This is a genomic window from Peptococcaceae bacterium (assembly GCA_024655825.1).
In the GTDB taxonomy this organism is placed as follows: Bacteria; Bacillota; Peptococcia; order DRI-13; family PHAD01; genus JANLFJ01.
In genome coordinates, this window is record JANLFJ010000006.1 from 68,055 (window position 1) to 91,075 (window position 23,021).

Sequence of the window (23,021 nt, forward strand, 5' to 3'; positions counted from 1 at the left end):
AAAGAATCACCCATTTCTTTCACCTGACTTCCCCCGCCTCAGCGCACAAAACGCGCCTTATTTGCCAGATTCCCCAACAGCGGGCTGGAGCATTCCACCAGGTCGCCGTCATTCAACTCCCCGCCCCCGGGCGGCGTCCCGGTCAAAATAAGGTCGCCCGGTTCCAGGGTCATGATGGCGGAAAGAAAAGACACCAGCTCGCTCACGCTAAAAACCATATCGGCAGTGTTCTCATCCTGTTTCACCTGCCCGTTCACCGAACATTTGACGGCCAAGTTCCCAGGATCAATTCCCGTGACAAGATATGGTCCCACCGGCGTAAAGGTATCGAAGGACTTGCCCTTGCTCCAGGGCATTCCTTTGACCAGATGGTCTTTGGCTGTCACGTCGTTGGCCAGGGTATAACCAAGTATGTATTTTTCCGCATCTGCTGTATTGACGTTTTTTGCTTTTTTCCCTATAACTACGCCCAGCTCGGCTTCAAAGGCCGGATTCCGGACAGACGCGGGTATGACAATCTCCTCCCCATCCCCGGCAAGACTGGAAGGAGGCTTTAGAAAAAAACAGGTTCCCGGGGAAGTTCCACGCCTTTGGCGGCAGCCGCCGACCTATAATTCAACCCTATCCCAATAACCTTGGAAGGAAAGACAGGCGCCAGAATTTTGATTTCTTCGCGCCTGAACTCCGGACCATATACGTTGGATTCATCAAAAATACTTGATTTTAGGCTTTTGATTCTGTCTTCAAAGACCTCTCCATAATAAATCATTTCTCCAAAGCTGAAACGGAGATACTTTCTCACCTGCAGCCCTCCTATCTTTGCACTCTTCCCGAGGCGTCCCCGCCGACAAGCGTTTTTACTTCATCCACCGATACCAAGTTGAAATCACCCTCAATCGTATGTTTCAGGGCCGAGGCAGCCACGGCAAACTCTATGGCTTCCTGGCCGCTAAACCCGTTGAGGAAAGAATAAATCAAGCCCGCTGCAAAAGAGTCTCCTCCTCCCACCCGGTCGACGATGTGGATGAGATATCTCTTCCCCTGGTAAAAATCCTTGCCGTCATAGAGCAGCCCGGACCACCCGTTGTCCGAAGCGGAAAGGCTTTCTCTCAGGGTAATGGCCACCTTCCGGAAATTAAACCTGGACATTAATTCCCGGGCTACTGTTTTGTATCCTTCAATATTGAGCTGTCCTGCAGTTACATCGGTTTTTTCCGCTTTAATCCCGAAGACCTTTTCAGCGTCTTCCTCGTTGGCTATGAGCACATCCACGTAAGGCATCAAACCTGACATGATCTGGTTGGCCTTGGCCAAAGACCATAAATTTTTCCTAAAATTCAGGTCGCAACTGACAGTTACGCCTAACGCCCGGGCCTGCCGGCACGCCTCCAGGCAAAGGTCGGCTACGTTGTCGCCCAAGGCCGGCGTTATACCTGTGAAATGGAACCAGCCGGCGCCTTCCAGAATGCTCTTCCAGTCAAAATCTCCCGCCTGCGCCTGGGAAATGGCAGACCAGCTCCTATCGTAGATAACCCTGGAAGGCCTCAAGGCCGCGCCTTTTTCGCAAAAATATATGCCTACTCTTTCTCCACCCCGCACAATATTCCGCGTGTCAACACCATACTTTTTCAGTTCGTTGACCACGCAGTCGCCGATCAGGTTCTTCGGCAGCTTGGTAACATAGGCAACTTTCACTCCGAACTGGGCCAGTGAAAAGGCGACGTTTGCCTCTCCTCCCCCATATGCGACCTCAAAAGATTTTGCCTGCGTAAACCTTTGAAAACCGGGAGGAGAGAGACGCAGCATGATTTCCCCGAAACAAACCGTTTTAGACATTTTGAACACTCCCTCATATGCATATTTGTGTTTTCCCCATGTCGTTATACTCCCGAGTATGCCAAAAAGCCTCCGTCCACCGGGATCACTGTTCCGGTGACAAAGCCCGATGCTTTGCTGTCACAAAGCCATATCAGAGTGCCCAACAGTTCTTCGGCTTGGCCAAACCGTCCCATTGGCGTGTGAGTAATTATTTTATGGGAACGCGCGGTGAGTGTGCCGTCATCATTAACAAGCAGCCGATAATTTTGTTGGGTCAGGAAAAACCCTGGGGCTATCGCGTTGACTCTAATGCCTGTTTTTCCAAAATAAACCGCAAGCCACTGCGTGAAGTTGTTTATCGCCGCCTTTGCCGCAGCGTAAGCGGGAACTTTGGTCATCGGGCAGGGCGCTGCCATCGAAGATATATTAATGACGACCCCCCGTTTCTTTTTCACCATGCCCTTTGCAAACGCTTGCGTCGGTATAAGCGTCCCCATGAAATTCAGGTTGAATACAAACTCAAAACCTTTTGGATCAAGATCAAAAAACGTCACATTGTCTTCATCGTTGTGATCAAGATCGTCCGGTTCGAAGAATTCCTTGCTCGTTGTTCCTTTGGGATGGTTGCCGCCCGCCCCGTTTATAAGTATGTCGCAGGAGCCGAACGCCTCATTTACTATTCTCTCAGCCTCGTTTACGCTGTTGACGTTTAAAACATCGCAGGCAACAGCAATCGCTTCGCCTCCCGCTGCCGTAATTTCATCCGCCGTCCTCTTCGCAGCATCAATCTTCAGATCAAGCACTGCAACCTTGGCCCCATGACGCGCAAGTTCTTTTGAAAACATGCTGCACAGCACGCCGCCTCCTCCGGTGACCACTGCCACATTACCCGCTATGCTGTTTATTTCAGCTCACTCCTTTCTTTTCCAGCTTGTCGATAGCTTCCCATAACCCATTCAGGTAAGCTGCGCCTAATGCCCTGTCATAAAGTCCATAGCCCGGCCTTCCTTTTTCACCCCAGATCATCCGACCATGATCCGGCCTGATCGGACCTTTGAAGCCAATATCGTAAAATGCCTTGACTATTTCAAACATATCGAGCGTGCCATCGGTTGACAGGTGAGACGCTTCGTCAAAGCTGCCGCAATTATGTATTTTTATATTTCTGAGGTGGCCAAAATGTATTCTTCCCATGCTGCCAAAATGTCTTATCATATCCGGCAAATCATTGTCCGGATTTGCGCCCAGCGAGCCTGTGCAAATGGTAAAACCGTTGCATTTGCTGTTGACGAGTTCCGCAATCCTCTGCAGGTTTTTCTTATCAGTGACTATCCTGGGCAGGCCAAATACTGGCCAGGGCGGGTCGTCCGGATGTATCGCCATATTGATGCCATACTCCTCACAAACCGGAATGATCTGTTTCAGAAAATACCCCAGGTTTTCAAAGAGCATATCCTCCGTATAACCCTTGTATTTTTCAAGGAGCGTTTTAATCTCCTTTAATCGCTCTGGTTCCCATCCAGGCAATAGAAAACCGTTGGAATCCGCTTCCATATGCTCAAACATGGTATCCGGATTGAGTCGTTTCACTATTTTATCATCATATGACAGTACGGTGGACCCATCAGGCAGTTCCTTGGCAAGATTGGTTCTTATCCAATCAAATACGGGCATGAAATTATAACAAACGAGAGATATGCCTGCCCTGCCGAGATTCCTCAGGGTTTCTTTATAGTTCTCTATATACTTTTCGCGTGATGGAAGTCCCAGTTTAATATCCTCGTGTATGTTGACGCTTTCTATTCCTTCGATCTTCAAGCCCTTAGACTCCACCTGCTTTTTAAGTTCCAAGATTTTATCCAGCGGCCATTTTTCTCCTGCTTGCATGTTGTACAGGGTTGTAATTACCCCAGTTACATTTGGTATTTGCCTTATCTGGTCCAGGGTTACATTATCATATCCCTCACCAAACCATCTTATTGTCATTTTCATTGTCTAAACCACTCCTTTTACCTCATCTAAAGGAAATACTCGGGATACTTTGCCTTCATTTCTTTTTCTTCCACGATTAATTTTCGAAGATGCTTTTTTAAATTACAATTGGCTTTTTCGAGGTCCTTGTCACGAATGGCCTCAAATATTGCGGCATGCTGTTTAATCAAATCCTCCAGCACCTGTCTGTCCCAAAGAGTCATCGCCCTGATGCGTTTGTAATGGCCGCTTATATTCTGGATAACCTCCCAGGATAATTCCTTATTGCAGCCCAAAAACATAATCCGGTGGAATTCGTCGTCCACCTTGAGGAACCTCTTGTAGTCGATATTTTCAACGCACTCTTGTTGCTGTTTCAAGTTTTCCTCAAAAGCCGGCAGCTTCTCGGGCGGGAACCTCTCCACAGCCACATTAAGCACGGCAACTTCGAGGCTTTCCCTGATAAACCGTTCTTCTTCCACGCGCCCCAAGTCAATCTTGGAAATCACCGTGCCTCTTTGGGGCAGTATCTCGACCAGACCCTCGCGCCCCAACTTGATAAACGCCTCCCTTACGGGAGTGCGGCTGGCGCGGAACTGTTCGGAAAGTTCCTTTTCGCTGATCATCACCCCGGGCTCTATGTTCCAATTGATAATGTTTTCTCTGACAGTTTTGTAGACAAAGTCGCCAACATTTAAATTTCCGTCATTTTTTGGTATTTCAAGCGAGTATTTTATTGCAAACACCCTCTCAGCCGGTTTATTTTTGCTAAGCAATACTGCGGGCGTACTGCGCTGCTTATTGGCCAAAAATCAAGTTTGGAACGAAAAGAACAATTTGCGGGAAGAAAATGAGATTAATTACCAACAGCACAATTGCCAGAATAAACGGGATGCTGTCTTTTACAAACTCTTCTACAGGGCAATCGAAAATCGAGCAAACAGTATACATGGCCACGCCAACAGGCGGGGTCATGATTCCCATTGTAACGATCGTCATCATGACTACGCCGAAGTGCACCGGATCAATTCCAGCGCTTCTTGCCACCGGAAGGAAAATCGGCGTAAGCAGCAACACGCATACTGTGCTTTCGATAAACATGCCGGAGACAATGAGAAAGGTGATGATTATCAGTGTGAGCACGTATGGATTTGTAGTAATGCCGGTAATGAAACCGGCAAGAGCTTGGGGCGCTCTGTCATATACCAGCCCGTATCCGAAAATGCCGGATAGGGCGATAATTAGCATGATCGCGCCGATATCCACGATTGTTTCATCAAGTGTTCTTTTGAATCTTTCCCACGTCAATTCCCGGTAAACAACAACACCGACAAATAAGGCATATACCGCCGCAAAAGCGCCGGCTTCCGACGGGGTAAACAGACCGAATCTTATGCCAACAATTAGTATCACCGGAAACAGCAGCGCCCAAATGCTGTCCTTGATGGCCACAATAATCTCTCTGAAAGCCGGCTTGCCGGAATTTATAGGGGCGTAGCCTTTTTTCTTCGCCGTGATGCTGACAGTTATCATCAGCAGCGCCATCATCATTAACCCCGGCACAATGCCGGCTGCAAACAATCTGCCTATCGAGACTTCGCCTACGTATCCATAAAGGATAAATCCCAAACTCGGAGGAATGGTACAGGTAATAAGCGAAGTGAGACCGACTACCGCCGCGCTGTATCCCTTCGAATACCCTGCTTTTATCATATCCGGGCCTAAGACCCTTGCTTCCATTGCTGCATCCGCGGTTGCCGATCCGGATATTCCGCCCATCAAAGTGCTGAGCACGACACTGACCTGGGCCAACCCTCCCGCCATATGCCCCGTAAGCACTGTCGACAATTTGATAAGTCTGGATGTTATGCCGGTTTCATTCATCAAGTTCCCGGCGAGTATAAAAAACGGTATGGCAAGCAGCGGAAACGACTGGGTAGAACTCACCACCTTTTGAACAATTATGGAAAGCGGAATATCGGAATGCTGCAAAAAGAAGGTTGCGCCGGAAAGCCCGATAGCAAAAGCAATCGGCATTCCCAGTATAAGCAAAACAAAAAAAACCATTAACATCGCCAACAAGCTGCCCACTCCTTTTTCTCGGAACAATCAGAGCGCTCGCTAGGGCCATACGAAACGTACAGCCCTAGCGAAAAGTCGGTAATCTTCAATACTGTACTGTGAAGAATTATGAAGAGCCCTTTACCTTTACGTTCAGCATTTCCCTGATTTTTTTGCCGCTGGTAATAATCATCAACACTGCTCCCACCGGCGCGCTGAGTGTTACCCACGAGTAGCTGACGGAAAGGCTTTGGAAGGTCCTGGCATAATTTTCAACGCATAATTTTACTCCGAAGAAGGCAATGCCGCTGAGAAAACCGATGATCATCGAATAATTGATTATTTTTAACAGCCTTTGCGTTTTTATGGGCATTTTTGAAATGAATAAATCTACTCCCATGAGTTTATTCTTGCGCATGGCAACATCGGCGCCGAGGAACGTTCCCCAAGCGAAGAGGCCTTGAGCTATGTCCACCGACCAGTTTATCGGGTATTTAAAAGTTCTTAATACCGCCGCAATGAACACAAGAGCAACAATCAGCGCCAATAACGTTTTTACCAGGAACTCCTCCCACCGGTAAAAAGAATCCACAATTCTTTTCATGGCGTTTATCATCCTATATTAATTTATTTGCCGATTTCCTTTAGTATCTGGGTCCTCAGCTCTTTGAAGCCGAGCACATCATAAGCTTTTTCGGCAGCAGCCTTAAACGCGGGTATATTAGGCTCAACAACAACCATCCCGGCCGCCACCATTTTTTTCTCATAATCGTCGGCAACTTTGATAACATTGAGGGCTGTTTGTTTAGCTGCTTCCTTGGTTTCACTTAACAGAATGTCCTGGTATTCTTTGGGCAAGGTATTGAACCATTTAGTGCCTACAATTATGCCGTTGATTAAATGAAAATGGGCGGTTTTGTCGATGTACTTGATAACCTCATAAACTCTTGCGCCATATGAAGCGAGGTGCTGCGCCTCAGCGCCGTCAATAACCTTTTGCTGCATTGCCGGATAAACCTCGGTCCAGCCAAGAGCGACAGGGGTTGCTCCCATTGCCTTTATTGATTCCTGCCACACAGGCGCCCCGGGAGTTCTTATTCTGACGCCCCGAAGGTCTTCGGGCGTTTTTACGGGTTTGTTGGTAAGAAAATGCCTCGGCCCGTGATACCAGTTAAAAGATAAAACTTTGATCCCGCAATTCTTTTCTAGTTCATTCTCCCATTTCTTGAATGTAGAAGATGTGACCAGTTTTACTATGTCATCATAGTTATCGACCAAATACGGCATTCCAATGATTCCGATGTCCTTAACAAAGTTCGCCATGCGGCCGCCGTCGGTTAATACCGCGACGTTGACTCCCTGCCTGGTTTGCTCAATTACGTCTTCATCAGACCCGAGTTGAGCGCTGGGGAAGATTTCGATAACAAGATTCCCGCCGGTCTTGGCTTCCACATTCTTCTTAAGAAGCCTGAAGCCATCGACAAGCGGGTCGGTCGCAGCAAGCTGAGTAGAAAGCTTTAAAACATACTTCTTCGCCTCTTGCTTTTGTTCAGCCTGCTGACCGCTTCCTCCTTGCTGCGAACAACCTGGCAATAAAACGACCATCAACGCAGCTGTTAGGATGATACTGATAATTTTCTTCACCATAAAATCCCCCTCTTTTGTTGTTTATATTTACTTATAGAATTTCAAAACAACTTTTTGCTTTTCGATATTCATATCTTCTATCAACCGGATTGCTTCATTTATTTCGGTGAAATGAAACACGTGCGACATCATATCCCTGGCAGCAACCTCTTGGTTATTGAACCATTCATTTAAAACTCCCCCCTCATTTTGATTAGGATTTCTTGTATACTAGTATACTACACGTTTTATTAAAAAACAACAATTAATTTTCCAATTAATTTTCCAATCTAATTATTAGGGGGTTTTATGTGAATGAAATTTTTAGTATTATCTTAGTAGCAGCGTTGATGGTTGTCTTATTACCAGGTTTCTCACGGCTAAAATGACTAAGAGGGTGTTCACTATTAAATACTTGCTTGAAATACCGAAATCTGACGAAAATTCAAATGTTGGCGACTTTGTCTATAGAACGATCAGAGAAAACATTATTAATTGGAACATAAAGCCCGGGGTAATGATCAGCGAAAAAGAGCTGTCTGAACAATTCCGCGCCAGCCGTACTCCAGTGAGGGAGGCGTTTATCAAGTTGGGGCGCGAGGGCCTGGTCGAGATACTGCCCCAAAGAGGCACGGTGATTTCCAAGATCGACTTGGGGCGCGTGGAAGAAGAAAGGTTTATCAGGGAAAGCCTCGAAGTTGCCGTGCTTAATGTGGCTGTGGAGAGGTTCCCCCCCGAGAGACTGCCGGCTTTTGAGGAAAACTTGAAACAACAACAAGAATGTGTAGAAAATATCGACTACAAGAGGTTCCTCAAGGTGGACGACGAATTCCACCGGATTATATTCATGGGCTGCAATAAGGAATTATCCTGGGAGGTTATCCAAAACATAAGCGGCCATTACAAACGCATCAGGGCGATGACTCTTTGGGACAGACAGGTGCTGGAGGATTTGATTAGACAGCACACCGCAATATTTGAAGCCATTCGTGACAAGGACCTCGAAAAAGCCAATTCTAATTTAAAAAAGCATCTCCGAAAATTAATTGTTGAAGAAAAAGAAATGAAAGCAAAGTATCCCGAGTATTTCCTTTGAAAATCTGCATTGAAAAAAAGGGTATGCCGTAACCCTTTTTTTATTAAACCCACTTTTATATTATATTATTTCAGTAAAGCCTATCTGTTAGTCCAGTTGTAACGCCTCAGCCAGTATAGGAGGGGCAGCCCGAGAAGGTAGCAGGATACGAACTGCCCCGCCCCTACATAAAGCATGCTCAGCAAAAGCGGGGTTCCCAGCACGTACTTCAGGATAAACCCCACCACCACCGCATTGACCACCACCGGGGGCAGCGGCGCCAGGGAGAGGGAAGGCATCTTGCTGGTCAGGTACCCTGCCGTGAGGGTAGCCAGGCTCCCAAAAACAATGTCAATCATTCCCAGGCCGCCGTAAATGTTGGCGATCAGGCAGCCCAAAAACAACCCCAGGATACTCTCCGGGAAAATGAAAGGCAGCACGGTTAACGCCTCCGAAACACGAACCTGCACCATCCCGTAGCTGATCGGCGCAAGAATGATTGTTACGGCTGCATATAAGGCAGCGATCACGGCAACCCGCACAATTTTAGTGGTATTCACACTATCACCTCAGTTGTTTCTATTGCTCAATTGATTATCTATTATACCATTCAAATGCCGATTTAAACACTAATCAACTGCTGCTTTTGTCAAGTGAACTGCTGTTAAAAATTATTGATTATAAAAAGGTAAAAAGCGTTTCAATCACGAATAGAATATTTAGACTTTTTTTCAGGAATAAGGGGGAATTTTACCATGCCTTTATTCCTCCCCAAACAAGGCCGCTGCAACATCGCTTTCCTCCGGTTGATGGTCTGTGTCTTGTTTCTGCCCTGCTTTTTATTGATGGAAGCCGAACTGCCTGCTGCCGACCTCTACCTCGCGGCTTTTGCCTTCATCTACAGCGGAACGCTTTTCCTTTTGCCGAGAGTCAATGATTTTCTCACCGCGATAATCCCTCTTCCCCTGGTGGCGGACTTTGCCTTCATCACCCTTTTTATCATGTACAACTCCAGGTATGTTTATGCCCTCGCCGGTTTGTACATGCTCCCCGTTATTGCTCTCTCTTTCCAGGCCAGACCGTTTTATTCGTTTTTCGGCGCATTGCTGGCCGGCTCTCTTTACCTGGCAATTGCCGCCTACAAAGGTTTCCCCCTGCCGTCTTTCATCGTCCAGGTGATCGTTTTTTTCATTACGGCGTTTTTTACCCAGTTCCTGGTTAACTTCGTTCACAACAGCTATTTCCAGCAGGCCAACCAGGACACCCTCACCAAGATCCACAACCGGCGTTACTTTAATCATATCCTGTCCAGGATGGTGCGGACCAATGTGCCATTTTCTTTGATTTTGCTGGATATTGACAACTTTAAAATGTTGAATGACACGCAGGGACATCACCACGGCGATTACGTGCTAAAAGTAATCGCCTCAATACTGAAGGAATGCACAAGGGTTTCCGACGTGGTGGCCCGTTTCGGCGGAGATGAATTCGCGATCATTCTCCCTCAATCCGGAAAAGAAACCGCCAAAAACATTGCCGAGCGGATACGAAACAATGTCCTGATCAACCCCAAGCTCCTGCTTTATCCCCACATCAGTTTATCCCTGGGCATAGCATCCTTTCCGGAAGACGCCTCAAACGAGGAGGATATACTCAAAAGGGCCGATGAAGCCCTGTATCGTTCAAAAGGCATGGGCAAAAACTACGTTTCCGTATACACGCCCAGCCAGTGAAAGGCGCCCGCGAGGGGGCGCCCTGTTAATTTAGCGAATCGTAACCTGCACCGAAAGACTGGCGCCGGTAGCCAGGTTTTCCACAGTAATGGTGTACGTGCCGGGGGGCACCTGGACCCCGGCATTGTTCCGCTGGTTCCACTCCTCATTGATGACCTGGGTCCCGCCCGGGTATATGGTGATTATCCTGGTAAACTGGGAAAACTGGCGTCCTTCCGAGTATTTCCAAACAACAGTGCCGACTCCGCTGGTAACGGTTATTTCAATTATTTGACTTGTGCTGTAACGGAGGGTTATCTCATCATCGGTAACGTTGGTTTTTACAAGTGTAATTTTGACCTTTTCTCCTCTCCCATAAACCCGCCTGTCTGTATACAGGATGTGCCTTATGCCTCTCGCCACTGTAGTCGCGATGGGAGTCCCGGCAGGCGGCCGCGGCTCCTTATGGCATTCAACGCCCAGCGCCTCCCAGGTAGCCTCATTGACAACCCCGGTAACCGCAAGCCCCTGCCGGCGCTGGAATTCACGCACAGCCTGCTGGGTTCTGCCCCCGAAATCACCGTCGATGGGCCCGCGATAAAATCCTCTTTCTCTTAACAGCCTTTGCAGGAGCCTCACGGCAGGCCCCACGGCGCCAAGCCTGAGGATCGGGCAGAAGTGCTGCTGGGGCGGTGTCACAGGTGGAACAACAGGCGGGGCTGGTGGTATAACCCCGCAGTTTACGCCCAGGGCTGTCCAGGTACTGACATCGACAACCCCGGTAACCGAAAGGCCTGCCTGGGCCTGGAACCTTTTCACGGCAGCCTCCGTCCCGCTTCCAAAGATACCGTCGACGGGGCCCGGGCTGATCCCCCTGTTTAGCAGCAGCGTCTGCAGTTTTCTTACAAACGGACCTCTTGAGCCCCTGCTGAGCGGGGGACAGACGGCCGTGGGAGGAGAAGGCGCAGGCGCGGGAGAAGGAACAATTTCTTTCGGAATGGTTAATACCTGACCGGTGAAAATTAAATCTGGGTTGGTGATGTTGTTGGCCTGGACAAGAGCCTCGACAGAAACACCAAACTTTTGGGCTATGATGTACAAAGTATCCCCCGGTTGAACTATATACTGCACAGGACACAACTCCTTTTCCGGTATTCTTGCCCTATATGATATGTTTTACCGGGTCTTTTTGTTAAGTTATTGTTTATTCGAGGCAAATATGCTATTCTACATATATACCCTCCAATTTAATGTTATATTTTTTTAGCTCCAGCAAATTGGAGCATTTTTTTTGTTTATACCCTATCCTCTGAGGAACCAGGTCCTGTCGCAGACTAAACCCGGGCATTCGCCCGGGTTTAGTCCTTTACCCTCCAATTTAACATTGTTTCTGTTTTGTTTTCTCTTGAATCATATAAATTAAAAACGCAGGCTTGTAAACCTAACACGCTAGATTTACAACCTGCGTACTTGATACGGGTAATTCCATATCACTGCAGATATTCGCGACCGGACAACTCCAACGAGTTTTGCCCCAGCCTGATCTAATTATAGTTCCTTCTTTGCCATTTGTCTATAATTTTTTATTTATTGTCTTTTTATTCATTATCTCGCCCGGATCTTTATTTGACTGGCAGCGAATTTTTATTCAAGACAAAATGAATAGAACGAAACCGGGATACAATACGGCCAGTAAAGCCAGGACCGCCGTTCCCAGCGCTCCCCGCCTGTTTTTTTTGCGCCACAGCCACCGGGCGTAAGTAAGGGTGTAAAAACCTACGGCCAAAGTGACGAGCCAGAGAAAATAATCATATATTGATTCGTTCACCAGCTGTTTTCTCCTTCCAGCGAACCTTTAACGGGTATTGTGCGGATCATCAACCCCGGCCTCCGTATTTTCAGGTTCGTTCTCACCTTTACTTTCGCTTCCGGGTATTTGTCCAGCCAGCGGTAATCCTGCCAGTCCTGCCATGTCCAAAAAAACCGGCGCGTATAATTGCCAAAACCAAAAATGTCACTTTTAAACTCCTTTTGGGTTTTTTCGATCACTTTTGTTATTTCCCTGGTTATATAATCCTCCAGGTATCTCTGGAGCTGTCTTTCTTTTTCGCCAAGTTCATAATTTATACCGCTCTGGATGCTGAGTATCTCGCCTTCCAGGATGATGTTTTCATCTATCAGCGGTACCGGACCGCTAAGGTCCACCCTAACAACAGGGTTCCGCCCTTTTCTCAACCTCATCACAATTATGTCCTCCCCGGGTTTTTCGGGGTCTGGAAAGGTAATAATTGCGCTCCTGAATTTACCGCTGGCCATCTGGTAATAACGGGTTTCCGAACCGTTGAGATATCCTGCCAGCCGGTCCCCCCTGAAGGCCGCCAGCCCTATGATGTCAATTTTGTTTCCTCCTTCTCGGGCAATTTCTCCCGGCAGGCAAGCCACTTCGCGCCCAGCTTTCTCCTCAACGGATCGACCATTTTCCCGCCCTTTCCGGCCTTCGTTCACATTTACCAGGGCTGTCACCGCTTCGCGGCCGGGCGACTTCATATTCTCGCTGAATTCATTGATGATTGAGTTCATCATAAACCCGGCATAATCCGCTGCTTCAAACGCCAGTTCAAACTGGCGGGACGGGTTTTTTTCCGAAGGCGGCTTGTTTTTTTCGATAAAATCACGCGCCTTCCCCGGGGTAACTACGATGAACGTATTGCGGCGGATCTCCCGGCTGCGAAGAAGCGGGTTGATATACCTGGCCAGCCCTTCCCTGGCAATATCTCCGGAAACGATAACCGTCCTGTTGTGAATCAAGGTCGGTTCCCGCGCGCTAAAAGCGCTGGCAAGCTGGAGCGCGCCGAAAAGGGAAGCGGCTTCCACCGATATTATTTCCGTGGTCTTTTCCTTCTCTCCCCCCCCTTCTCCTCCGCTTCCTTTTTCCTCTTTGCCCCTGGGAAGAGCCATCTGGAAGGTCACGTTAATAACATTTTCCGTCCCCTTGTCAATGCCCAGGGTGAGAATATAGGCCAGTTCGTCCGTTTCCCTGGCCCCCCAGCAGCCCGGAAGCAGAAAAAGGCATAGGCAAAAGAAAACGAGAAACATTTTAGCGCTGTTACTTCTCATTTTTCTCAGCCTTCCCTTTTAATGCCGCCAGCGCCCAGACGCCAGAAGGAACAAGCAGGGTAAACAGCCCCCCGCAAAGCAGTTGATATTCCTCAATAACGGTATTTTCCATCAGGCTGGCGGGAGTCAGGGCCAGGCTGAGGAAAAGAACGGCCAGGGCTGGAAGAAGGGGCCTGTAATAAGGGAGCTTAAAGGCCGCCTGCGCTGCCAGGGTAGTGGTTATTAGGCCTATCGCCAGCTGGAGAAATGCGGTGTAGGTCCAAAAAAGAACAAATACAGATTCTAAGCGCTGGTAATAACGGCCCGCGTAAATGGTGCGCGAAAGCTGGTAAAACGGGGAAAGGGCTTCGGCTGCTGCCGGTACCGGAATGACCATCAGGTAAACGGCGGTTATGGCCGCGAAGTAAAGCATCACCACACCTATGCTGATTAATCCCACTGTCCTCAAGGTCTTAATCCTGAAAGAAAAAAATGGCGCCAGGATGGCAAGAAGCAGCACTTCCCCGTAGGCGGACGCGCCCAGCAGACCATAAGCAAGGACAGGCCCCGCTCCCGCTCCCAGCACGGGAAAAAGCTCCTTCACATCCCAAAAGGTATAAAGCGACACCAGAACTGCGGCAACCCCCACGAGGATAAAAGGCAAAGCTATGTAAGAATTCCTGCTGATCGATTCCAGGCCAAGGTACGCGGCAACCAGCACAGTAATAAGGAAGAGAAAGGTTAAGGAGCTCAGGGGAGATTCCGGCAGGGCCGTTATAATTACCGATTCACTGAACTGGCGTAAGAAAACGCTCGAACTCAGGATCAAATAAGCAAGGATAAGCGCGTTCAGACCCAGTCCCAGGACGGGGCCAAGGATTATTTCGTTTATCTCGATGATTGATTTTCCCGGAAAACGGGCCAGCAGCGCCGAAATCGCCAGCCAGAAAACCACTGCTGCCAGGCCGCCCAGCAGGGCAGCCATCCACCCGGCATTGAGGCATTTATCGGCCAAAAGACGGGGATACCCCAGGAATGCCTTGGCCCCGGTGTATATCATCACCATGGCCATTGCCTCGGAAGGACCAAGGAGTATCAAAGGTTCTCTTTTACTTATTGTCCCCACCCCCGTCTTCCCGTCTTTTCGAATTGTCTTTGAACCAGCCGCGGCTGATATCGGGCTGTCTCCTTGTTTCCCTGGTATTGAGGAAGTCGGGTCTTTCCTCCATCGACCAGACTGGCCCGCGCAGCACGATGTCGGGGCCGGCCCTGGTTCGGGGCCCAATGGGAGAGAGAATGGGCACGCCGAACGATTTCATGCTGGTCATGGAAGTTAGGAGAATAAAAAGTCCAGCCGAGACGCCAAAAAAACCGAAACCGGCGGCCAGGGCTGTAAAAATGAAGCGCACCCCACGGAAAGCGAAGGACATGGAATAGTTGGGAATGGCAAAGGAAGCAAGACCGGTAAGGGCTACGACGATAATAAGGATCGGGCTGACTATCCCCGCCTGCACAGCGGCCTGCCCAAGGATCAGGGCGCCAACAATGCCCAGGGTGTTGCCGATGACCCCCGGCACGCGCACACCGGCTTCCCTGATCATCTCAAAGGCAAACTCCATAAAAAACACCTCGATAATCGTGGGGAACGGGACCGTTTCCCGGGAGGAAGCAATGACCAGAATCAGGTCGGTGGGGATCATCTCCTGGTGAAACGTGGTTATGGCCACGTAGAAAGAGGGCGTAATGAAGGCAATAAACATGGCCACTACGCGCAAAAGGCGGATAAAATTGCCGTAAGGCACCCGCAGGTAATAATCTTCGGGACTGTGGAGCAGGGAAAAAAAGGTGGTAGGAACAACAAGAACGTTGGGATTGCCGTCCATCAGGATGGCCACTTTCCCGTCCATGATGAAAGAAATCACCCGGTCGGGCCGCTCGGTGGATATAACCTGGGGAACAGGCATAAAGGGATTGTCCTCTATAAACTGCTCCAAAACTCCCGATTCGCTTACATAATCTGTATCGATGGAATTTATCCTTCGCCTGACTTCTTCCACCAGGGAAGGATTGACCAGGTTGTCCAGGTACATGATGGCAACATCCGTCTTGTTCCTGACCCCAATCTTAATGTGCTCGGTTATCAAGTGGGGATTGCGGATAGCCTTGCGAAGCAGACCGGTGTTGCTGCGCAGCGTTTCGACAAAGGCCTCGTGGGGACCGCGTATGACCTGCTCGGTCACAGGTTTCCCCACGGGACGCTTTTCCCAACCTTTTGTTTCTATGGTTAGACAGTAAGGAGACCCATCCAGGAAAACGGCCGTACCCCCATAATTGATTTTTTCGATAATATCTTCATATTTATCCTGGACGTCAACCTGGTTTCCATAAACAACATGCCTTTTTAGATATTCGGCCAGTTCCATGATCTCCACTTTTTCTTTGAGACCCGACAGGAACATCAGCGGTTTGAGCACGCTTTCATTAACCGTTACCCTGTCGGAAATCCCTTCGATAAACACGGCAAAAGCCTGAACGGGAGGGTCCAGCGCAATGGTGAAATCGCGCACGATAATGTCTTTATTCTTGGGGAGAGAGTATATTCTCTCGATGTATTTTTTATTCATTCTTAACTGCGGATCAACCAGCAAATTTGTATAAAAACCTTCCTCATCTTCCCCGGGGTCGTTTAATTTCCCATTATGGTTTTTGCGCCTGATTGGCCTGGGTTTTTTGTTCATACGGGTCCTGGGATGGTTTTCGCCGCTGCTGCTCTCCTGGCCGTTCCCATGCTGCTGTTTTTTGTCGCCCTGCTTTTGGTCCAGTAAAATAAAATTTTCCCGGGGAACTTCCTCCTGGAATACCAGCCAGCGGGCTGCCGCTTTTTTTAGGGTTTTGAAAAGCCCGGGTCTTTCTCCGTTTTGGTCGTTTTTATCCCGGCTGTTATTCTTTGCGTCGTTTTTTTTCTTTTGGGCAGGCATATGACACCAATCTTTTCTTTTTTTTATTTTTTAACGATAAACCGGAAATTATGCCTGTCACCCTTGCTTCATGACCCGCATAAAGTATAAATATAATAAAACATGGAATGGGGAGGGCAATAATGAATCCCGTGAATCTGGACGATCAAAATTTTACGTGGCTTGTCCTGGAATCATATTACGGTGAACTGGAAGCCAACCAGCGCTACCTGAAGATGGCTGACCTGGCCCCGTCGGAAGAGGCGAGGCGCATCGTTTATATGAATGCGCAGGATGAATCCCGTCATGCGGAAGCGTTTGAGGAAATCTACGAGCAGCTGACAGGAAAAGAGCCGCCGCCAGACAGTACAGGAATGAAGACGCCGCAGGCCGGGGCAACTTTTGACGAGCTTCTACAGCTCCAGCTTTTTGATGAATATGCCGATGCCCGCAAATACAAAAACATGTACCTGATGACGGCTAATCCTGTTTACCGCGATATTCTCTTCAACGCGGCCCAAGATGAGCTGCGCCATGTCTTGCTGGATAATTATTTATTAAATTATTAGAAAGGAGTATGCGCAATATGGCTATGATGCATAACACAGTAAAATCCCTCGTTATGGAACTGACCGAGCTCGAGGTGGTGTACGGTTATATGAAGCAGAATGCTCCAACCGAGGATGCCAGGCGAATGGTTGACATGAACTTGCTGACTGTAAAAAATACCCTCTCCAGGCTGGAAGACCTCTATTACGAGATGGAAGGCTCAATGATGCCTCCTTACGGGGAAGCGGCGGAAGTAGTGCCAGTTTTTGTAAATTTTATTGATGCGGCGCGCTATGCTTTCAAAGAAGAGACCCAGGTCATACACCTCCTGAAGGATATGTACCTGGCAGCCAGCACCTGTTACCGCGATCCAATTTTCAACTGCCTGGTTGAGCACGAACTCAACGCCATGAGATTACTCTACCTGATTGGTTAAGCAGTTTAATAAAATCAATAAAAAAGGAGCTGATAGCGGTTATCAACTCCTCTTTTTATTTAACTTCCAACTACACATAACTCCGGCTGTTAAGCCTTTTCACCCACATACACCGTGACCATGCCCCCGCTCAGGGGGTGGAAGCGGCTATTGCTCAAACCCGCGTCACTGAAAATGCCGGCCATTTCCTCCCCTTGGGGGAAATCCCTCAGTGACTGGGACAACCAGGTATAAGCGGGCGACTTTCCCAAAATCCTTTGCCCCCTGCCCGCCAGCCGGCCGAGCAGCGGAATGAAGCGGTTGAAATACAGCCTGAAACCTGTCCTCAGCAGTGGGTTGACAGGCTCCGAGATTTCCAGGCAAACAACCCTGCCTCCTTTTTGGCAGACCCTAGCCATTTCGCCTACAGCCAGCAAAATACTGGATACGTTGCGGAGAGTAAACGCCGTGACCACGCAGTCGAACATGCCGTCTGGGAACGGCAACGCCAGGGCGTCCCCGGCCTTGAAGAAAACCGGAGGACTGACCCCGTTTCTTGAGTACAGGGCCCGTAGCTTTTTCCGGGCAATGCTAAGCATTTCTTCTGAAATATCAACCCCAATCACCTTTCCTGCAGGACCGACCTTTTGTAGTACCTGAAACGCCATTTCCCCCGTCCCCGTCCCGACATCGAGCACCACCCCGCCGGGTTTTAGCCGGCACATGTCCAGCACGAATCTCCGCCAGCCTTTTATTAGTCCAAAGGTCATAATCACGTTCATCCGGTCATAAACAGGCGCTATGGCTGCAAAAACCCCTTTTACATACTGTTCCTTTTCCGCAAACTGCACTCCCTTTTTAGAAACCATAAACGCCGTCTTTCTCCTTACGCTCCGGCTTTTTTGGCTAGAACAAAACGTCAATCGCCGTGAAGGCCAGGAGTAAAATGCTGATCAGCCCGTTGACGTTGAAAAAGGCCGTGTTTACCCTGCTTAAGTCATTCGGTGAAATGATGGAATGCTCATAAACAAGAAGAACCGCCATGACCGCGATTCCTGCCAGGAACCACCAGCCCAGCCCTAAGAAGAAAAAGATAAACAGAAGCAAGAGAACGCTGAGGGCGTGAAGGGCCCTGGATATGAGCAGGGCATTCTTCAACCCAAAGTTGAGCGGCAGGGAATAAAGGCCGTATTCCCGGTCGAAATCAAGGTCCAGCGTCGCGTAGATGATGTCAAAACCGGCCACCCAAAAAGCGACAACCGCTCCCAGGAGAAAAGCCGTGGGGTCCATCGACCGTGTGACGGCGATCCAGCCGCCCAGGGGAGCAAACCCGTCCGTGGCCCCAAGGATGAGATGGGACAGCCAGGTAAAGCGCTTCGTATAGGAATAGCCGACGAGAAAAAGCATGATTACCGGCGTGTAAACAAGGTGACGGGGGCTGAGTACATACACGCAGTAAACAAAGACTACCAGTGAAAACGCAATGAAAACTTTAACCTCCAGCACGGAGACCAGGCCTCGCGGCAGGTGCCGGCCGGCTGTCCGCGGATTGGCCGCATCAAGGTGCCTGTCGATGACCCTGTTCAGTCCCATGGCGGCGCTGCGGGCGGCGGCCATGGCCAGGGTTATCCAGAATAACTGCCACCAGGAGGGAAAAGCCTTTTGGGCCAGGATGGCTCCCAGGTAGGCAAACGGCAGGGCAAAGACCGTGTGTTCATATTTGATGAGTTCCCCCAGCAGTTTAATCTTTTTCAGGATCAAAGCCATACTCGCGCCATCTCCTAGCCACCAGTTCCTTAATCTGGGGGATCATTTCCAGCTCCCGGGGCCATTCCCGGCGATGACCCTCCTCGGGCAATTTCCTGGTGGCATCAATACCCATCTTGCTGCCATAAAAAGGCGTGGTCGAAGCGTGATCCAGGGCGTCCAGCGGTCCTTCAACAATCGTTACATCCCGCCGGGGATCAATATTGTTGAAAACGCGCCACCAAACCGCAGGCATGTCCTGAACGTCAACATGCTCATCAACCACGATGATCAGCTTGGTAAACATCGCCTGGCTCATCCCCCACAGGGCCTGCATAACTTTCCTGGCCTGTCCCGGGTAACGTTTTTTTATCGAAACCACCAGGCAGTTATGAAAGACCCCTTCCGGCGGGAAGTGCATGTCCACAACCTCGGGAAGCAACTGCTGCAGCAGCGGCAAGAATATTCTTTCCGTAGCCTTTCCCAAAAACGCGTCTTCCATCGGCGGCCTGCCCACGATCGTGGACGGGTAAACCGGGCTTCTCTTGCGGGTCAGGCAGGTCAGGTGAAATACGGGATAATCGTCTGCAGGGGAATAAAAACCGGTGTGGTCCCCGAACGGACCCTCTTTCCTCAACTCCCCGGGTTCCACATAACCCTCAAGGACAAATTCGGCGCGAGCTGGCACTTCCAGGTCGACGGTCCTGCATTTCACCATTTCCACCGGTTCCCTTCTCAAAAACGAGGCGAAGACCATTTCATCCACATCCTGGGGGAGAGGGGCAGTCGCCGCATAGATGGTGGCGGGGTCGCCACCTAAAACCGCAGCCGCTTCCAAGCGTTTTCCTTCTTCAAGGGCGCTCTGCAAATGGCGCGACCCGTCTTTGTGGAGGTGCCAGTGCATTCCCGTGGTTTTGGCGTCATAAACCTGCATCCGGTACATGCCGCAGTTGCGCCGCCCGGTCCGCACATCCTTCGTAAAAACCAGCGGCAGCGTGATAAACCGGCCGCCATCCAGCGGCCAGCACTGCAGGACGGGAAGCGAGAAAAGGTCCGGGTCGGTCTCCACCACTTCCTGGCAGGGGGCGTTTTTTACCATCCTGGGCAGGAATTTTACCGCCTCCGCAGCCCTGGGAACGGCTTTCAGCCTTTCCAGCCAGCCGCCGGCCGCGGCAAACGGCAGTTCAAGGTATTCCCGGATCCTTTCTCCAACTTCGTCCAGGGTTTTTACCCCCAGGGCCATGCTCATCCTTTCCTGGGAACCGAAAAGATTCGTCACCAGCGGGTAGGGAGAACCTTTAACCCTGGAAAAATATAAAGCCGGGCCTCCTTTTTTCACCACCAGGTCCGATATTTCAGTCACTTCCAAAAAAGGGCTTACCTCCGCCTCAATTCTCTTCAGCAAACCTCTCTCTTCCAGCGCCTGTAAAAACTCCTGCAAGTCTGCATAGGCCATACCTGTTCCCTCCCGGTTTGGCGATAACTTTGCCTTAATCCAGTCCCTTATACTTTTCTTCTTGGCCGTGAGTGTAATAGAAACAGGTGCCTTTTAACTCGCTCCAGTAAATCTCTTTTCTTCTTTCCCTATCGTTTTCCCGGTGGTAAATAAGGCGGTACTGGCCTTGCTTGAACACTTTGATGGCCTCAACGAACAAGTCCACCAGGTGATGGCAGCCCTCGCCGCCGCCCACTCTTTCCTTGATCGTTTTAGCGATGCCCTGGCCAACCGCGCACCCTTCCAGGGTTCTGGCTTTTGCTTCCATTTCCTTGCAGATCAACAGGTGCGGCGTCCTGATCATGTCAAACCTGACCTTCTTAATCACGCTGTCATCCAGACCCACAACCAGTTCCAGCACCATCTCATGGATGCTGTCGATCATCGACGCCTGGATGCGCAGGTCGTTCCCGACCTGCTCAACGCTGTAGTTTTTCATCCGGTTGTAAAGATACATGAGATGCTTTCTCCCCCGCCTTGGCCGTATGATTTCCTTGACACTGATAGTAATCCATATTTTTCATAGAGTCAAGGCTGTTTCCGCGGCAGCGTGAACCGCGTTGATTATTTTCCCCGGAGCCTGGCAGTCTCCCACCGCATAAACCTCCGGGACCACCCGGCGGAATTCATCCGCCAGCGAGCTGTCGGGTTTCAGACCGGTGGCTATCACCACCGTGTCCACATCGAGGATCATCTTTTTCCAGCCCTTTTCCTCCACGAGAAGGCCGTTTTCGGTTACTTCCAAAAGCCTGGTTTTCGGATGCAGCTCGACCTGCAGCTCTTCCAGCCGGTCGGTGTAATAGACTATGTCCGACCGCGGGGCATCAAGGTTAATATCAAACATTTCGATCAGGATAACGCGTTTCCCCTGCTCCGCCAGGATTTCTGCAGTTTCTATGCCCACCAGCCCGCCGCCGACGACCGCGCAGTTTTGGCCGGCTTTCTTCTCGCCTTTGATAATCTCAAAAGCCCCGGCCACGTGCGGCAGATCCAGCCCGGGGACCGGCGGGCGATTAACCTTTCCGCCGGTGGCCAGGATTACGGCATCGGGTTTCGTCTCGCTTGCCTTTTGGGGTGTAAACCTCTCTTTAAGCCTTATCTCTACACCCAGCCTGGGCAATATGTTCTGGTAATAGCCGACCAGGTTGCCTATATCGCTGCGCCGGGGCGGGATGGCGGCAAGCTTAAGCAGTCCCCCCAGGGAATCCTGCTCTTCATAGAGGGTCACCCGGTGCCCCCTTATCGCTGCCACTCTCGCCGCCTCCATGCCTGCCGGGCCTCCCCCCGCCACGGCCACTTTTTTGGGGACAGGCGCTTTTCGCAGGCCTTCCATGAACACAGCCTCGCGGCCGGCCGCCGCATTGATGGCGCAGGTGATCCGCTTGGCCTCGTGGAGCCGCCTGATGCACCCTTCGTTGCAGCCGATGCATTTCCTGATGGCCGTAAAATCTTTTTGCGCGGTTTTTTTGATCCATTCCGGATCGGCAATCAGCCCCCTGCCCACGGAGACCATGTCCGCCTTACCTTCCTTGATGATGTACTCGGCCAGGAGGGGATCGTTTATCCTGCCGGCCACGATTACCGGGATGTTTAGAATCTCCTTGAATCTGGCGGCCGCCTTCACATTGCAGCCTTTTTCGACATCCATTCCCGGGATCATCATGTACGGGCGGGCAGCGTTTACGCCCGCAGATACGTGCAGGGCATCCGCGCCAGCCCTCTCCGCTATCCGGCCAACCTGCAGCGATTCCTCGAGCGTCAAACCCCCCGGGGTATAGTCGCTGGCATTCAGGCGTACGGTAACCGGCATATCCGGCCCGACAGCCTCCTTGCACCTTAAGACCACTTCCTCCAGCAGCCTGGCCCTCCCTTCAAGGCCGCCGCCGTACCTGTCAGTCCTGAAATTCGTGTTGGCTGAAAGAAACTGGCTGATAAGGTAACCGTGGGCGCCGTGTATTTCCACGAGGTCGAAACCGGCTTCTTTGGCCCTTACCGCCGCCTTGGCAAAGTTCACGACCATCTCTTCAATCTCAGCCAGGGAAAGGATACGGGGCTGCTCCCCGGCGCCGTAGCCGGAAAAAGCGGAGGAAACGGCCGAAGGGGCCACCGGCTGCTCCCCGGTGACTTCCCGCCTGCACTCCCTGCCGCCGTGGGCAATCTGCAAGGCCACCCTCGCGCCGTGCCTTTTTACGGCCGAGGTCAGCCTGGCCAGGCCGGGAATAAACCGGTCATCAAAAACGTTGATGTTGTACTTCGACCTTCTCCCATTCTGGCTGACGTAGGTCGCTTCCACGATTATCAGCCCTACCCCGCCTGCGGCGCGCTCGGCAAAAAAATCAATCAACCGGTCCGTCACCATGCCATCCTCGTCAGCGTAGTTGCTGGTCATGGGAGGCAGGGCAATCCGGTTTTTAATCTCAACCCCTCCGATTTTAACGGGTGTAAAAAGTACAGACATGATACCAGTACCCCCTTTGGATAATTTTTTCCAGCTTTCCTC

At 50.3% G+C, this 23,021-nt stretch carries 24 protein-coding genes; 4 read left to right on the top strand and 20 right to left on the bottom strand.

Annotation, left to right across the window (positions count from 1 at the left end):
* Positions 1-38 precede the first annotated feature (38 nt).
* The 9 genes from NUV48_03855 to NUV48_03895 all read right to left on the bottom strand — a co-directional run bounded on the left by NUV48_03855 (position 39) and on the right by NUV48_03895 (position 7,497).
* The gene (locus NUV48_03855) at positions 39-512 is read right to left on the bottom strand and encodes a fumarylacetoacetate hydrolase family protein (protein ID MCR4441270.1); all 474 of its coding nucleotides are present in this window, start codon (positions 510-512) and stop codon (positions 39-41) included.
* Between the two features lie 41 nt (positions 513-553).
* Positions 554-802 carry a DUF2437 domain-containing protein gene (locus NUV48_03860; GenBank protein MCR4441271.1) on the bottom strand — a complete coding sequence of 83 codons (249 nt, stop codon included), beginning with the start codon at positions 800-802 and terminating at the stop codon, positions 554-556.
* Positions 803-813: 11 nt separating this feature from the next.
* Positions 814-1,836, bottom strand: coding sequence for a sugar kinase (locus NUV48_03865; protein ID MCR4441272.1), 1,023 nt, complete (start codon positions 1,834-1,836; stop codon positions 814-816).
* A gap of 44 nt (positions 1,837-1,880) precedes the next feature.
* Entirely contained in the window at positions 1,881-2,723 is an 843-nt protein-coding gene (locus tag NUV48_03870; GenBank protein ID MCR4441273.1) for an SDR family oxidoreductase, read from the bottom strand.
* Position 2,724: 1 nt separating this feature from the next.
* Positions 2,725-3,810, bottom strand: a complete 1,086-nt coding sequence (uxuA, locus tag NUV48_03875; GenBank protein ID MCR4441274.1) for a mannonate dehydratase — start codon at positions 3,808-3,810, stop codon at positions 2,725-2,727.
* A 26-nt stretch (positions 3,811-3,836) separates the two neighbouring features.
* A complete protein-coding gene (locus NUV48_03880; GenBank protein ID MCR4441275.1) occupies positions 3,837-4,535 on the bottom strand; it encodes a GntR family transcriptional regulator in 699 nt (232 codons plus the stop codon).
* Between the two features lie 52 nt (positions 4,536-4,587).
* Positions 4,588-5,871 carry a TRAP transporter large permease gene (locus NUV48_03885; GenBank protein MCR4441276.1) on the bottom strand — a complete coding sequence of 428 codons (1,284 nt, stop codon included), beginning with the start codon at positions 5,869-5,871 and terminating at the stop codon, positions 4,588-4,590.
* Positions 5,872-5,977: 106 nt separating this feature from the next.
* Positions 5,978-6,454, bottom strand: a complete 477-nt coding sequence (locus tag NUV48_03890; protein MCR4441277.1) for a TRAP transporter small permease — start codon at positions 6,452-6,454, stop codon at positions 5,978-5,980.
* Between the two features lie 23 nt (positions 6,455-6,477).
* Positions 6,478-7,497 (bottom strand): C4-dicarboxylate TRAP transporter substrate-binding protein, encoded by a 1,020-nt coding sequence (locus NUV48_03895; GenBank protein ID MCR4441278.1) that lies wholly within the window; start codon positions 7,495-7,497, stop codon positions 6,478-6,480.
* Positions 7,498-7,861: 364 nt separating this feature from the next.
* Between NUV48_03895 and NUV48_03900 the strand changes: the two genes are divergently transcribed.
* Positions 7,862-8,572 carry a GntR family transcriptional regulator gene (locus tag NUV48_03900; protein MCR4441279.1) on the top strand — a complete coding sequence of 237 codons (711 nt, stop codon included), beginning with the start codon at positions 7,862-7,864 and terminating at the stop codon, positions 8,570-8,572.
* A gap of 80 nt (positions 8,573-8,652) precedes the next feature.
* On the opposite strand, the gene NUV48_03905 is transcribed toward NUV48_03900, so the two are convergent.
* Positions 8,653-9,111, bottom strand: a complete 459-nt coding sequence (locus NUV48_03905) for a QueT transporter family protein (protein MCR4441280.1) — start codon at positions 9,109-9,111, stop codon at positions 8,653-8,655.
* A gap of 195 nt (positions 9,112-9,306) precedes the next feature.
* On the opposite strand from NUV48_03905, the gene NUV48_03910 reads away from it, so the two are divergent.
* Entirely contained in the window at positions 9,307-10,284 is a 978-nt protein-coding gene (locus tag NUV48_03910) for a GGDEF domain-containing protein (protein ID MCR4441281.1), read from the top strand.
* Positions 10,285-10,314: 30 nt separating this feature from the next.
* Here NUV48_03910 and NUV48_03915 read toward each other — a convergent pair whose 3' ends face one another.
* The 5 genes from NUV48_03915 to NUV48_03935 all read right to left on the bottom strand — a co-directional run bounded on the left by NUV48_03915 (position 10,315) and on the right by NUV48_03935 (position 16,337).
* Entirely contained in the window at positions 10,315-11,394 is a 1,080-nt protein-coding gene (locus NUV48_03915) for a peptidoglycan-binding protein (GenBank protein ID MCR4441282.1), read from the bottom strand.
* A 517-nt stretch (positions 11,395-11,911) separates the two neighbouring features.
* Positions 11,912-12,091, bottom strand: coding sequence for a hypothetical protein (locus NUV48_03920; protein ID MCR4441283.1), 180 nt, complete (start codon positions 12,089-12,091; stop codon positions 11,912-11,914).
* Positions 12,088-13,380: a Ger(x)C family spore germination protein gene (locus tag NUV48_03925; GenBank protein ID MCR4441284.1), complete on the bottom strand. Its 1,293-nt coding sequence runs from the start codon at positions 13,378-13,380 to the stop codon at positions 12,088-12,090. Before NUV48_03925 ends, NUV48_03920 begins: the two co-directional genes overlap by 4 nt.
* Complete coding sequence (locus tag NUV48_03930; protein ID MCR4441285.1) at positions 13,370-14,431, bottom strand: spore germination protein; 1,062 nt, start codon at positions 14,429-14,431, stop codon at positions 13,370-13,372. The genes NUV48_03925 and NUV48_03930 overlap by 11 nt, the downstream gene beginning before the upstream one ends.
* Positions 14,432-14,468: 37 nt before the next feature.
* A complete protein-coding gene (locus tag NUV48_03935) occupies positions 14,469-16,337 on the bottom strand; it encodes a spore germination protein (protein ID MCR4441286.1) in 1,869 nt (622 codons plus the stop codon).
* Between the two features lie 122 nt (positions 16,338-16,459).
* Between NUV48_03935 and NUV48_03940 the strand changes: the two genes are divergently transcribed.
* Complete coding sequence (locus NUV48_03940) at positions 16,460-16,885, top strand: ferritin-like domain-containing protein (GenBank protein ID MCR4441287.1); 426 nt, start codon at positions 16,460-16,462, stop codon at positions 16,883-16,885.
* Between the two features lie 17 nt (positions 16,886-16,902).
* Positions 16,903-17,301, top strand: a complete 399-nt coding sequence (locus NUV48_03945; protein MCR4441288.1) for a hypothetical protein — start codon at positions 16,903-16,905, stop codon at positions 17,299-17,301.
* An 89-nt stretch (positions 17,302-17,390) separates the two neighbouring features.
* On the opposite strand, the gene NUV48_03950 is transcribed toward NUV48_03945, so the two are convergent.
* The 5 genes from NUV48_03950 to NUV48_03970 all read right to left on the bottom strand — a co-directional run bounded on the left by NUV48_03950 (position 17,391) and on the right by NUV48_03970 (position 22,979).
* On the bottom strand, positions 17,391-18,149 hold the full coding sequence (locus NUV48_03950; GenBank protein ID MCR4441289.1) for a class I SAM-dependent methyltransferase: 759 nt from the start codon (positions 18,147-18,149) through the stop codon (positions 17,391-17,393).
* 37 nt (positions 18,150-18,186) lie between these two features.
* Positions 18,187-19,041, bottom strand: a complete 855-nt coding sequence (gene ubiA, locus NUV48_03955) for a putative 4-hydroxybenzoate polyprenyltransferase (GenBank protein ID MCR4441290.1) — start codon at positions 19,039-19,041, stop codon at positions 18,187-18,189.
* Positions 19,022-20,482, bottom strand: coding sequence for a menaquinone biosynthesis decarboxylase (locus NUV48_03960; GenBank protein ID MCR4441291.1), 1,461 nt, complete (start codon positions 20,480-20,482; stop codon positions 19,022-19,024). The genes ubiA and NUV48_03960 overlap by 20 nt, the downstream gene beginning before the upstream one ends.
* A gap of 34 nt (positions 20,483-20,516) precedes the next feature.
* On the bottom strand, positions 20,517-20,978 hold the full coding sequence (locus NUV48_03965; protein MCR4441292.1) for a DUF2889 domain-containing protein: 462 nt from the start codon (positions 20,976-20,978) through the stop codon (positions 20,517-20,519).
* 63 nt (positions 20,979-21,041) lie between these two features.
* On the bottom strand, positions 21,042-22,979 hold the full coding sequence (locus tag NUV48_03970; protein MCR4441293.1) for an FAD-dependent oxidoreductase: 1,938 nt from the start codon (positions 22,977-22,979) through the stop codon (positions 21,042-21,044).
* Positions 22,980-23,021 lie beyond the last annotated feature (42 nt).